The organism is Planococcus koreensis (assembly GCF_004761975.1).
GTDB lineage: Bacteria > Bacillota > Bacilli > Bacillales_A > Planococcaceae > Planococcus > Planococcus koreensis.
The window spans coordinates 1-13,416 of record NZ_RQII01000018.1; the positions used below are offsets into that span (position 1 = coordinate 1).

Below are 13,416 nucleotides of genomic sequence, written 5' to 3' on the forward strand. Positions count from 1 at the left end.
GGGTGAAGGCGATATCGCCTCACCCCAACATTTGACGGAGAACCGCCTTTTTTTGCGGCAAAAACTGGTTATTCATTATAGAAGATAAAAATGCTATGATACTATATTGTGTGATATTATCTACTAGTAATGTGTACGCGCATGCCTTGTGTTTTTAGGCCAAAAGGAACCACCACAGTCTATGCTTCGTCAATAAAACATCAGGAATTTAAATATCATGGCAATAAGGAAAGCGGTATTCTTGCCATGGCATGGAAGGTCGTATTGCTGGCTGCTTAGGCTTTTGCTGGCGATGTGATAAAATTTGAGTAGGTGAGGATTACGGATGAAATCAGCATTAACTATATTAAAAGAACAGTTTTCATATTTTTACTTAGTTAGAAGGTTATCGGTTTACGAGTTAAGAAGTTTGACCAGTGGAAATTACCTCGGCATGGCATGGGAAATCATCAATCCGGCAATACAGATTATGATTTACTGGTTCGTCTTCGGATTCGGTATCCGCCAGCGCGAGCCGGTGGGGGATATCCCGTATCTGGCCTGGATGTTTGCCGGCATTCTTGCTTGGTTCTTTATCAACCAAGCAGTGATGAAATCAGCGAAATCGATTCATACGAAAATCAAGATGCTCGCGAAGATGAATTTTCCAATGAGCGTCATACCGAGTTATGTGATTTTTGCCCAGTTATACCCGCATTTGGTCTTATTGGCAATTGGCGTCATCATCCTCCAATTCATGGGATTCCCGATTTCGATTTATTATTTGCAGCTGCCGATTTATATGATTGGTTTGCTGGCGTTCCTTTTCAGCTTGTCGCTGATCATGTCGACGTTGACGACGATTATACGCGATGTCCAAATGGCGCTTCAGTCGGTAATGCGGATGCTGTTGTACCTATCACCGATTTTATGGCCGCCGACGTCGCTGCCTGAATCTGTGCAGCCATTCATGATGCTGAATCCGTTCTATTATATAATTGAAGGCTATCGCTACTCCTTGTTGGGTGAAGGCTGGTATTTCCTCGAAAATCCAATTTATACCGCTTATTTCGTAGGAATTACAGCGCTGACCTTGATGGTCGGTTCATATCTGCATTTGAAATTCAGAAGTCATTTTATTGATTATCTATAAACTGGAAGTGAAATGAATGTCAGCTAAAGTGGAACTTAAGAACGTTGCGAAAAAATATAAATTATACAAAAAGCAGTCCGACCGCCTGCTTGATATGCTGCTGCCTTTCAAAGGCTACGGCGAGGATTTCTACGCGTTGCAGAATGTATCGCTGTCCGTTGACGAAGGGTCGATCGTCGGGCTTGTCGGGATTAACGGTTCCGGAAAGTCGACATTGGCGAATATCATTGCGGGCATCATCCCAGCAACTGAAGGTGAAGTGAAGAGCGACGGCAATGTCGCTTTGATCGCTGTCAATGCCGGGCTGGACGCGAAACTCACGGGACGTGAAAATATCGAATTAAAGCTGTTGATGCTCGGCTTCACGAGAAAGCAGATCAAAGAGATGGAGCACGAAATCATCGAGTTTGCAGAAATCGAGAAGTTCATCGATCAGCCCGTAAAGACGTATTCAAGCGGCATGAAGTCGCGCTTAGGCTTTTCAATTTCGGTGCGAGTCAACCCTGATATCTTGATCATCGATGAAGCTTTATCAGTCGGCGACAGCTCTTTTGCAGAAAAGAGCCTGGAGAAGATGATGGAGTTCAAGGAAAAAGGCAAGACAATGTTTTTTGTCAGCCATTCGATTTCACAGATGAAAAAATTCTGTGACCATATTCTATGGCTTGAATTCGGGACCGTGAAAGAATACGGCAAAGCTGACGTGGTATTGAAGGATTACGAGAAGTTCTTGGATGACTATAAGAAAATGTCGAAAGCAGACAAGAAAAAATACCGCGACGAGGCACTTGCCCGCCAAGCGGTCATTGTAAAAGAAAAAATCCTGCAGGCTTGATGCCTGCAGGATTTTCTATTTCGCTTTTTTGATCGATAAACTCAAGTTATTGGCTTTTGAAGTATAGAACTCGAACGTCCGGCCATTTTCAGTGTGTGGAATGGTCGTGATGCGCTTGATGTTGATCAGCTGGTAGTCGTTAAAGCGGATAAACACCGTGAACAAAGCATTGTCCAGTTTTTCAAGCTCATCGTAGCGGACTTGGAATTGGCCGAAATTGCCTTCAATATGGAAGCTGCATTCGATTTCATTTGAAAATTCGCTGCGGTCGCGGATCAGCACTGCGTTGATATTGTCCAGTGCATCGCCGTAAACTTCAAAGGTCTGGACGTATTGTCCGTTGATGATGTAGGAATCCAACGCATTGGCAAGCATCGGCATGCGGATGTACCGGCGTTCTTCTTCCAGGAATGGCACTTCGTAATAAGCCATGCCGCCGCGGATAACATGCTTTTTGCCTTTATGGTTTTTAAACCAATGAAACAATGCAGAGACATCTTGTTGGCGGCCTTCTAAAAACAGGTCGAGTGCAGCGCGCAGGAGCGGGGACTGAATCTCTTCTTTGAAATCATAGCGCAAATCTTTTGTGGTATCGACCGCGTCCTGGAGGACATCGAAAAAATCCTGCTGCTTGGCAGAACGCACGAAGAGCATGCTGTCAAAGGTTTTTAAAATGTCGTACTCGTAAATCCGGTTTAGAATGACTTTCTCTTTTTCCACATCGAGCGACAATGATTTGATATAATCCACTATTTTTAAATCTGCACGCCGTTTGTCAAGAACGTGCGTAACGCGCGTCAGTGAACTGGCGTTTTCGCCAGTGCGGTTCACGTAATAGATTGGCGCAGTCGTCGTGGAGACTGCATTGGCGTAAAGAAACACATTGATGAAGAAGAATTTGTCTTCGCCGAAGCGCATTTCAGGAAAGCGGATATTGTGCTGCTTCAATAGCGGCAGGCTCATCATGCGTGCAGTCGGTCCCATATGGTAAAAGAAATGCGGGATGCTAAAAGGCGAAATGCTTCTGCGTTCTTTTACCGAAGCGAACTCCCCGATGACGCTATTGCCTTTGTCTTCGATTTTGATTGTTTTTCCGACGGCGTAATCGTCGCCGGTCTCTTTCAAAATCTTGTACAAGTGCTCAAGGCCGTCTTTTGCCAACCAGTCATCAGCGTCCAGGAACGTAATGTAAGGCGAAGTGGCAAGCTCGATTCCGATATTGCGCGGCAGGCCGGGCGAACCGGTATTCTCTTTTAACGACACAAAAATGATGTTTTTGTGCTTGGCTGCATAGCCGCGGATGATTTCGGGCGTTCTGTCCGTCGAACAGTCGTCGACAATGATGTATTGGATATTCGCCACGCCGATGGTCTGGGCGAGTACCGAATCGATGGTCTTTTCGATGAAACTTTCTGCATTGTAAGCAGCCGTCACCACTGTGACCAGTTTTTGCGCTTTGAATAATTTGTTCAGGAACGAGTCGGGCTTATTGATAATCTCCGTCTTATTGTCGCGGATCTTTTCCAAGGCTTTTTGCTGATGTGATAAATCCAAATCTTTTCCTCCTAATGTTCATGTGCGTATAGGGTAAGTATAATCGAACGGGCAATCCCTGTATATTGTTAGTGAAATACCAAAAAGGAGATAGAAAAACTTTAATATATTAAATAAATGAGTAAATTAAAATTTATACACTTATACTTATTATTAACTGAATATTGTGATAAAATTAGCTGAGTCATTGCTAAGGTTCTATAAGGTTTCTTTAAATTTCCAACTAATCAATTTACGTAAAATAGCCCACGGATTTCATTGATAAATTGAGGTGTTTTATGGACGAAATTATAGGGGAAATTAAAAAAGGCATGAGTAGTTTATATTTGATCGTTCTTTATTTGTTTTTTCTGTTCGTTTATTACAATACACCGTTGACGGGAGACGATTGGACATGGGGAACTGAAATCGGCTTGAACCGTTTCGAGCGCATGTTCTACGACTATAACGGGCGGTATTTAAGCAATATGATTGAACTTCTGGTGGTGCGCGTCGATCTTCTGCGCTACCTCATACTGGCATTATTCTCCGCTTTGCTCGTTTACATCATGGGCAAGCTCACCAATTACAATAACAATCCCATCGCGATTACGCTTGCTTTCATATTAGTTATGGCAATGCCGATCCGGGTTTTCTCGCAAACTATGGCATGGTCAGCTGGATTTTTGAATTATGTGCCTTCAGTGATGCTATTGCTCGTGTATCTATACATCATCCGCAACATATACCGGGAAGAGCCGCCGGAATACCATAAATATGCATGGCTATATGTAATTCCTTTAGGGCTGGCAACTCAGCTGATCGTTGAGCACGTAACCTTATTCGCAGCTGTAACGAGTGCCTGGGTCATCGCTTATACTTATTGGAAGCATAAGAAATTTTACGCTGTCCATATTGCGTACCTGGTATCCGCAACAATCGGGGCAGCGGTTATGTTCACGAATACCGCTTACTTGAAAGTGTTGTCGGGTGAAGATTCCTACCGCACGATGGAAAATGATATTACTGCTGGAATGGGTATTTTTGAAAGAACTTATTATATTTTCTCCGGCAATATGTATCAATTCCTATTCACCCAGAATGTCTTGTTGAATGTGATTCTCGGCATTTTGGCATTGGTCATCATTATGCGTTTCAAAACAGCCGCCAAGTGGATTGCGTTCGGAGTGAAGCCGGTCTTGGTCAGTATCATCACGTTTTCGATGTTGTTCCTACTGGCTTTCCGCGATATATTAAGACCGAATTTCTTGGGTGAACTCACCAATGATTTCGAAGCGATCCTGTACGCGCTGTTTTTCGGCAGCATCGTGATTTCGGTCATCGTGTTCGTCAGCGATAAGATGTACAAAACACGCATCCTCTATTACCTTTTCGGAGTGGCGTTTATGGTTGCGCCGTTTGTCTTCATTACGCCATTCGGACCGCGGGGCGTATTGGCGTCCTACATCTTCATGGTCCTCGTTGCTCTTGAAATGCTGGCTTTCTCGCTGAAGGGCAAAGAAGCAATATCGATGAAGGTGGCGAAACCGCTTATGGCTGTTGCTCTTTCAACCGTGTTAATCTATGCCTATATTTTCGGTATGAACGGTGCTGCTAGCCGTGACCGCCTTGAACATCTAGAACAAGAAGTGAATGCAGGGGCACAAGTGATTGAGATGAAAGAATTGCCATTTTCTCAATTCCATTGGATGCCTTCTCCAAAACCGGACATGTACCATACCAAAACATTTAAAATGTTTTACGATGTTCCCGAAGACACGGAACTGAAAATTGTCCCTTACCGCGAATAAATGAAAATGAATGATAAATGGAGGGTTTTATGAAAAAGCTATCGGTGATTATCCCTTGCTATAACGAAAGTGCTCCTTTAATCAATACCCATAGGGAAGTGAAAACCGTACTCGAAAATTACGAGCTGCGGAAAATATACGATTACGAAATGATTTTTGTCGACGATGGCAGTTCAGATGATACATTCCAGATCATCAAGGAGCTGGCATCCCATGATAGCCATGTGAAGTACATATCATTCACCCGTAATTTCGGAAAAGAGGCCGGAATGCTTGCCGGGCTGTCCCATGCACAAGGCGACGTAGTCATCATCATCGATGCCGATCTCCAGCATCCGCCGCACCTGATTCTGGAAATGGTCCGCTATTACGAAGAAGAGGGCTATGACCAGGTCATTGCACGGCGTTCTCGAAAAGGAGAAAAGTTTGCGCGCAAGTTGGCTGCTAAATTTTATTACGGTATCATCAACAAAGTGATGGAAGTGGAGCTTGGCGACGGCATTGGCGACTTCCGCCTCTTGAGCCACAGAGCTGTCGATGCTTTGCTGTCGATGCCTGAATACAACCGTTTTTCAAAAGGCTTGTTTTCATGGATCGGCTTCGAGAAAAAAATCATTGAATACGAAAACCAGGAGCGGGCTGCAGGAGAAAGCAAATGGGGGTTTTTCAGCTTGCTGAACTATGCCATTGACGGGCTGATTTCGTTTAACAGCAAGCCGCTTCGCTTTTTCATCTATCTGGGGATGGCCATTACATTTTTGAACTTTCTCTACATCGGTTTTTCATTCGTCAACATCCTGCTCTTCGGCATTGAAATGCAGGGTACTTCACATTGATCTCTGCAATCCTGCTATTGAGCGGTATCCAGTTGATTTCCATTGGTGTAGTCGGAGAGTACGTGGGACGGATTTTCTACGAAGTCAAACGGCGCCCGAATTTCATCATCGATAAATCAAATATCGAGTCAGGAGCACGACATGAATAATAACGAATCGTTAAATCAAGATAAAGGCAAGGCCAGCGGGCTTATGGCTCTTATTAAAAAACACCAGTCGTTTTTAAGGTTTGTAATTGTGGGTTTTATCAACACAGCTAATTATTACATCCTTTATCTTTTGTTGTTGGCGGCAGGCTTGCCTTATATCTTAAGCCATTCCCTCGCATTCGGCATAAGCATGATCGGCTCGTTTTACCTGAATTGCTATTTCACTTATAAAACTAAGCCGACTTTGAAAAAGTTCCTGCAGTTCCCGATGACCTATATCGTCAACTACAGCGTCACAACATTATCACTGTTCGTGCTTGTCGACTTGCTGGACATGCACCTTTTTGTTGCACCAATTATCGCGGCAATTTTGCCAATCCCATTCACCTATCTCGTTTCGAAATGGATTCTTGATAAATAGTTCTTGAATTCATGAGTGAGATGAAAATGTGATCTGAAGATTAATCAATAACCCAAAATCGCCTCTGCAGTCCAGAGGCGGTTTTTTTGATGCATAAATGACTCAGTCCGGAAATCGTTTCAGGAAAAAATGGAATTTATGCTATAATGGGGAGATTAATTTTTCCATATATGATTGGCCAAAAGAATAGACGCAGTTGAAAGGAAATGTATAAATGAAAGATGCCTTGCATATCAAACAAACACTACAAAATATAAGCATGGATTTGAAAATGGCGGATGAATACATCATCCACAGCATTTTTCTGTTGAATCCCCAGACCGAAGAGATGAAAGTATACGCTTCTACAAACCCTGGCCCCGAGTACCATTTTGACATGCCTATCGAATCATTTCTTAACGAGCTGAAGAAAGAAAAAACAGCAGAAGAGATGTTGGCTGAAAGTGCTGCTGAAAATGCACTCGAACAGGAGGATGCGCCTAGGGCCAAAACCGGCCTCTGGTATTGGTATGCGGCAGTTGAGCTTGACCAGTCCAAAGCCTCTGCTGAATTGATCGAGAAAGGCAGAAACAGTGCAGCAGCGCGTGACCCAGAAAGCATGACGCAGTGGAGAGAAGAAGATTCCAGAATCATCCGCAATCTCCGCATCGGAAAGTTTAAGCGAACAGCTGTGGACGGACTTGGCATTGTTGCTGAGTCAGGCCATACAATACTGACATATCTCAATAAGTTTGGATATGTAGTGACAGCAGTGGATGAAAAAACATCTATTAAAGTAAAGCTGCAGATTGAAAAGCTGAAAACAGGCAAAAATACGGTAAATGTAGAAGGCCGCATCAATACGGGCTTTTTCCCATTGACGAATTGCAAAGCCGTGCTGAAATCGCGGACTACAGTCAACGAGTACTTTTTTGACATCCGGCTCAATCGCGACGAGGAGAAGTTCACAACGAAATATGGCAAGAATATTTATTTATTCGAATTGGAGATTCCATTCGATCATTTGCTGCCTTATAAAGAAGACGTCTATGATTTGTTCCTGGAAGGGAATATGGCATTTTCCATGGAGCCTGTCAGAATGCGTGTCGGCAGGCCGACGATGCGCGCGAAATACATGTTCAACGAGCTTTCAGGAGAAAGTGAACAGGAAATTTTGCTCATCAATCCCTATTACACACTGTATAAATCCAACCTTTCGTTCGAAGTATTCCCTTTTAAAGAAGAGAATTATAAATACCTGAAAAAAATGCGCAGATTCCCACGTCTGCGCCAGCTGATGAATCGCGGGAAAGATGTCTGGCTGGTTGGTGAAAGACCGTATAAGGCTCAGGATACTGGCTATCACTTCTTCAAATACATGCGGCAGCAGCATCCGGAGAAAAATGTCTATTATGTCATTTCGAAAGATTCTCCGGAATACGAAAACGTCGCTTCTTTAGGAAATGTGCTTGAATTCGGTTCAAAAGAGCACATTAAAAACGCCGTTATCGCAACGAAGATCTTTTCTTCACACCATGGCAATTACCTGTTCCCGCTGCGCACGAAATCCTTTGATAAACTGGTCAAAGCGACGCGTATTTTCTTGCAGCATGGCGTCATGGGTGTCAAAAACATGACGAATCTTTACGGCGTCACTTCATCTTCATTCAAGGCGGATTTGTTCATCGTCAGTTCCGAATACGAGAAAGAATACATTTCCAGCGATTTCGGCTATAAAAAAGAAGACATTGCGGTAACCGGCTTAGCGCGTTATGATGCGTTGTTCAAACAAGATACAGCGGTCAAAAAGCAGGTTCTTATCATTCCAACGTGGAGAGATTGGATCCAAAATATTGAAAGCTTCCTGGAAAGCGAGTATTATTTCCGCTACAATAGCTTGATCAATAACGCCGAACTTCAACGCCACGCTCAGGATCAAGGGTATGAACTGGTTTTTTGCCTGCATCCCAATATGCAAGCATTCTCCTCGTACTTTGAAAATTCTCCGGTAAATGTGATTTACCAGGGGGATGTCGATGTGCAGCAGCTGATCAAGGAAAGCGCTTTGCTCGTCACCGATTACTCAAGTGTCGCATTCGACTTCAGTTTTCTCCATAAACCGGTCATTTATTACCAATTCGATCGGACGAAGTTCATCGGCCCTAAAGGCTCCCACTTGGATCTGCTCAATGATTTGCCGGGTAAAATTACGGAAGAAGAATCCGAGCTGGTGGAGGAACTTAAAAAAAACGTGGACAATGGTTTTGTGATGGAAGAATTGTACAAGGAGAAAGCGAACCGGTTTATCGCTTATCGCGACGAATTGTCCTCACAGCGCATTTATGAAGCCGCTCTTGTTTATGAAAAGAAAAAGGAATTTCTTTCATCACTTAAAGAAAGTGAATTCGCTATGGACGTGTATAAGAAGTTCCGCAGATCGAAAATCTACTTCCCGGTGATGAAGAAAGTGTACACCATCATGAGAACAGTGCTGCCCGTCAATAAAAACAAAGCCTTTTTCGAAAGTGGGATCGGCAAAAACTTCAGTGATAGCCCGAAAGAGATTTTTGACGTGCTGCAAGCAGAGAAACGGGATTTGGAATACATCTGGTCCTATAACCGCAAAGTGAATCAAAGCTACGACAATACGCGGATTATCGAACGCCTTAGCCCAGCCTATTATTACCACTTGGCGACATCGCGCTATTGGATCAATAACCAGAATTTCCCGACCTACATCAAAAAACGCAGAGGCACTTCGTATCTCCAGACATGGCATGGCACGCCGCTCAAACGGATGCTCCATGACATCGAGGAAATTCAAGGTCGCGATGAAACCTATCTTGAACGCGTATCATCAGCTGTGAAAAGCTGGGATTACCTGATATCGCCGTCCCGTTATGCCACTGAAAGCTTCAAAAGCGCTTTCCGCTATACAGGTCCGGTGATTGAAGAAGGCTATCCGCGAAACGACATTTTTTACCGGGAAAACAGCGAATCCCAAGCCCAGGAATTAAAGGAACGCCTTAAAATCGACCCGGATAAGAAAGTGATTTTGTACGCCATGACATTCCGGGATAACCAAACCGCAGGCAATAAATTCACGATCGATTTGCCAATCGACTTTGAAAAATTCCATGAACGCCTGGGCGATGAGTACGTGCTGTTGATCCGTCTTCACGTAGTCATCAGCAATAAGTTGAAAATACCTGCCGAGTACAAGGAGTCGATCATCAATGTCTCCTCATATCCGGATATTCAGGAATTGATGCTGATTTCCGATGCTTTGGTGACAGACTATTCTTCTGTGTTCTTCGATTTTCTGAATACGGATAAACCGATTCTGTTTTATACGTATGACTTGGAAGAATACCGTGACAAATTGCGCGGCTTTTACATCGATTTCGAAAAAGACGCACCGGGGCCGCTGTGCCTGACTGAAGATGCCCTTTACGATTCGATGGCAGACCTTGACGCTGTAAAAGCGGTCTACCAAGGCAAGTACAGCGAGGCGAAGCAGAAGTTCACGTATTTGGACGATGGCCAAGCTTCCAAACGTGTTATCGAAAAATTCTTCAAATAGCATGAAATACTCCGGGTTTATCTAAGCCTGAAGAGCAAAACAGCCGCTTCTCGAGTTGAGAGGCGGCTGTTTTTTATTGTCCCTAGGGCACGAGTTTTTTTACAAGCGGGATTTTTCGCATCACCAACACGGTGATGATGCTGATAATGAGTGTTAAAAGCACTTTATAAGGTATTTCCAGATAAGCATTCATGTCGAGCCAAAGGAACGGTGTGAATGTTGAAAGTATTCGGATGACGAGGTAATGGACTAAATAGATGCCAAAATTGGTTTTGTTGATGATGGCAGGTATGAAGTGCTTGATGGACCCCTCACTGATGGGCAAGTGCTTTAGGAAGACGAATATGCCAATGCTCGACAATAAGACTGTCGGGGAATGGTAATCATACCAGAAGGCACGAAATTCTCCGTTTGCCTGCATGGTGAATGAATAGGTAAGGAAAAAAGTGCCTGCAATTCCCACAAATATTCCGGCATACGCTAGCTTTCTCATCAACGAGCTGATTTCGTAAGTGATCAAGTAATAGCCAAGTACATAATAGCCGATATAGCTGGTGGCGAAATACAATTCGATTTCAAAGCTGAATCCCACATAATGCTTCAGCAGGCGCACTGCCACCGAAATGTACAGCCATAAAGCTAAGAAGTAGGTGACATCTTTTTTCTGTGCGTTTTTCAGAAGCAATTTCAATAAAGGCGTGATCATGTACATCCCCAATAACATGTAAATGAACCATAGATGAATGGAAATATCATTGGCGGAAAAACGCGTGATAAAATCCAGCATGTCTGCAGGATAGCGGTCCTGGAACACGTAATACAAATAATAGATTGCACTCCAGCCTAACAAAGGGACAAAGACCTTACTAGCCCTTTTGGCGAAGAAAGTGCGATAAGTGGATTCACGGGAATCACTTAACATTAAGGCGCCGCTGATCATGATGAAAATCGGGACACACCAACGGGAAATCGATTCATAGAAATTGCCTGCTAACCAACGAGCAGGCGAGTCATTGTAATTGGTCAAGACAAAACCTGCGCAAATATGGACAGTTACAACAGCGATGGTCGCTAGAATCCTTAACCAATCCAAAAATAAAAAGTGCTTCAACAAAATCTACCTGCTTTCATAAAACGAATAAGTTTTTGAATATGTTTTAAAATACGAACGAACTTAATTATTATACGATTATCGGCTTAGGTCAATCGGCCACAAGCAATATATTTCCCTTACCGAATTCCTGTATTTAGGAAAAGAATTCCATTTTCCTTTAACAACATGAGATAATAGGACAAATGGAATCAAACGACAGGTTTTTTATCCCGAAATATGGACCTCATGCCTATATAGGAATGAGTGAAATAAATTTCGTCTTTTTGAAAATCAGCAGATCAGAAAGAGGGGGAGGCTCATGGCGAGGCGTTACATTATTGCGGTTTCGGTGTTTTTGGCGTTAGGCATCGTACTGCTTCTAATTGGATTCTCGAAAGATGATGCAACAGGCGAGGCTTTTTCGCCATCAGCCGCTTATACTGACAAAGGAAAGGGCACAGAAGAACGGCAATGGGTCGGGGACCGGAAAAGTATGCCTCCCGGTGTTTATACAGTAAAGACTGATGAAACAATTAAAATAACAATGAGGGATGGCATAAAGCTTGAGGGCCGTTTGTTGCTTCCGCAAGGACTGGTAGGCCCGTATGCCACGATTGTCCAATTGAATGGCTATGGGAATGGAAAAGCGGGAGGGCCGTCTGAAGAACCGCTGATGAATTTGGCGGAACGGGGCTACGCAGTGCTCCATGTCAGCATGAGGGGAACGGGGGCATCCGAAGGCGAAATCGGACTTTATGAATCTTATGCCGCAGACGGCTATGACGTGATCGAATGGGCAGCTTCCCAGCAATGGAGCAGCGGTGAAGTCGCAACGGTTGGCGCCTCGCTGCAAGGCATTACACAATGGCTTGCAGCAAAAGAGCTGCCGCCGAGCTTGAAAGCAATCAGCCCGGTCATTGCCTGCGCCGATTGCTATGAATTCCTATGGCATCCTGGTCGGATGGAAGCGGGGACAGGCAGGATTGAACGGACCGAGGAATTCCTGGCTGCGAAAATCCACCGGGATTACGACAGCTGGTGGCAGGATCGCACTGTTGCAGAAAATCAGCTGAAGGAAATTGCGGAGGCAGGCATAGCGGTGCTCGTTTCCGGCGGCTGGAACGATTACATCAGCCCGGGCAATGTGGATGCCTATGAACACATCCGTTCAGCAGAAGGAAGCGGCCATTTGATCATGTCCGCAGGAGGGCATTCGCGTTTATCTGCGGTTATGCCGTATGAATTTGAGGATTACCAGGCGCTGTGGCTCGACCATCAATTGAATGGAGAGCAGAACAGCGTGAGTTCATCGCCGCCGGTTTTGATATATGTACAGGGAGCCGAGCAATGGCGCTACGAAAGCGCATGGCCGATCCCTGATGCACAGCTTGAGGAATTGTTTTTCAGCGATCAAAAAAGCGGATCCATCTTCAGCGTTAATGATGGGTCATTGACAGAGCAAGCACCGAGAAAGCCGCTAGCTTTCACGAGTTATGGCTATTCGCCGATCAAGGGGCCTTTTTTGCCGACATTATTGAGTGCATCGGGGCGTTCTTTGGCTAATCAGCATAAATACGAAACGAAAACAGCGACCTGGACGACGGGCAGGCTATCGGCGCCGACCGAAGTGACTGGCGTTGTAAAGGCCAAATTTTGGGCGGAAGTGAATGCGGAAGATGCAGATTTCGTCCTGCAGCTCACCGATGTCGCCCCTGATGGCAGTTCGAAGCAGGTGGCCGCCGGGTATTTGAATGCGAGCCGCGCCGAATCGAGAACGGAACCCGAGCCCCTCATTCCTGGGGAAATCAACGAGTATACAATTGAATTCCAGCCTACATCCTATGTTTTTCAAAAAAATCATCGGCTGCGCCTGAGCATTGCAGGGGGTGCAGAAATGCAGCCGGAACAGAAATCACCGCAAGGCCCTGGCAAAAACCAAAGTCCATCAGCGGTGACAATCTACCAGGATCAAAACCATCCATCCAGCCTGTCGCTGCCATTGATCGGCGTGCCGGCATTCGACACAATGGAATGAAAACCAAAT

General features: G+C 44.6%; 8 protein-coding genes and 1 pseudogene. 7 read left to right on the forward strand and 2 right to left on the reverse strand.

Annotated features, from left to right (window positions below):
• The first annotated feature begins 325 nt into the window (after positions 1 to 325).
• Together EGV91_RS03995 and tagH are read left to right on the forward strand one after the other, a co-directional pair.
• Complete coding sequence (locus EGV91_RS03995) at positions 326 to 1,132, forward strand: ABC transporter permease (protein WP_135500895.1); 807 nt, start codon at positions 326 to 328, stop codon at positions 1,130 to 1,132.
• A 16-nt stretch (positions 1,133 to 1,148) separates the two neighbouring features.
• Entirely contained in the window at positions 1,149 to 1,967 is an 819-nt protein-coding gene (gene tagH / locus EGV91_RS04000; RefSeq protein ID WP_135500897.1) for a teichoic acids export ABC transporter ATP-binding subunit TagH, read from the forward strand.
• Between the two features lie 15 nt (positions 1,968 to 1,982).
• On the opposite strand, the gene EGV91_RS04005 is transcribed toward tagH, so the two are convergent.
• Positions 1,983 to 3,521 (reverse strand): glycosyltransferase family 2 protein, encoded by a 1,539-nt coding sequence (locus tag EGV91_RS04005; protein ID WP_135500899.1) that lies wholly within the window; start codon positions 3,519 to 3,521, stop codon positions 1,983 to 1,985.
• 278 nt (positions 3,522 to 3,799) lie between these two features.
• On the opposite strand from EGV91_RS04005, the gene EGV91_RS04010 reads away from it, so the two are divergent.
• The 4 genes and pseudogenes from EGV91_RS04010 to EGV91_RS04025 all read left to right on the forward strand — a co-directional run bounded on the left by EGV91_RS04010 (position 3,800) and on the right by EGV91_RS04025 (position 10,279).
• Positions 3,800 to 5,311 carry a DUF6056 family protein gene (locus tag EGV91_RS04010; RefSeq protein ID WP_135500901.1) on the forward strand — a complete coding sequence of 504 codons (1,512 nt, stop codon included), beginning with the start codon at positions 3,800 to 3,802 and terminating at the stop codon, positions 5,309 to 5,311.
• Between the two features lie 29 nt (positions 5,312 to 5,340).
• Positions 5,341 to 6,296 (forward strand): annotated as a pseudogene (locus EGV91_RS04015) (glycosyltransferase family 2 protein).
• Between the two features lie 43 nt (positions 6,297 to 6,339).
• On the forward strand, positions 6,340 to 6,717 hold the full coding sequence (locus EGV91_RS04020; protein ID WP_135500934.1) for a GtrA family protein: 378 nt from the start codon (positions 6,340 to 6,342) through the stop codon (positions 6,715 to 6,717).
• A 214-nt stretch (positions 6,718 to 6,931) separates the two neighbouring features.
• On the forward strand, positions 6,932 to 10,279 hold the full coding sequence (locus tag EGV91_RS04025; protein WP_135500903.1) for a CDP-glycerol glycerophosphotransferase family protein: 3,348 nt from the start codon (positions 6,932 to 6,934) through the stop codon (positions 10,277 to 10,279).
• Between the two features lie 82 nt (positions 10,280 to 10,361).
• Here EGV91_RS04025 and EGV91_RS04030 read toward each other — a convergent pair whose 3' ends face one another.
• Positions 10,362 to 11,390 carry an acyltransferase gene (locus EGV91_RS04030; RefSeq protein WP_158290563.1) on the reverse strand — a complete coding sequence of 343 codons (1,029 nt, stop codon included), beginning with the start codon at positions 11,388 to 11,390 and terminating at the stop codon, positions 10,362 to 10,364.
• A 301-nt stretch (positions 11,391 to 11,691) separates the two neighbouring features.
• Between EGV91_RS04030 and EGV91_RS04035 the strand changes: the two genes are divergently transcribed.
• Positions 11,692 to 13,407: a CocE/NonD family hydrolase gene (locus EGV91_RS04035; RefSeq protein WP_135500907.1), complete on the forward strand. Its 1,716-nt coding sequence runs from the start codon at positions 11,692 to 11,694 to the stop codon at positions 13,405 to 13,407.
• Positions 13,408 to 13,416: the final 9 nt, after the last annotated feature.

Coding starts and splice junctions, on each gene's coding strand:
- EGV91_RS03995 (WP_135500895.1), top strand. CDS start 326: ATGAAATCAGCATTAACTATATTAAAAGAACAGTTTTCATATTTTTAC.
- tagH (WP_135500897.1), top strand. CDS start 1,149: ATGTCAGCTAAAGTGGAACTTAAGAACGTTGCGAAAAAATATAAATTA.
- EGV91_RS04010 (WP_135500901.1), top strand. CDS start 3,800: ATGGACGAAATTATAGGGGAAATTAAAAAAGGCATGAGTAGTTTATAT.
- EGV91_RS04020 (WP_135500934.1), top strand. CDS start 6,340: ATGGCTCTTATTAAAAAACACCAGTCGTTTTTAAGGTTTGTAATTGTG.
- EGV91_RS04025 (WP_135500903.1), top strand. CDS start 6,932: ATGAAAGATGCCTTGCATATCAAACAAACACTACAAAATATAAGCATG.
- EGV91_RS04035 (WP_135500907.1), top strand. CDS start 11,692: ATGGCGAGGCGTTACATTATTGCGGTTTCGGTGTTTTTGGCGTTAGGC.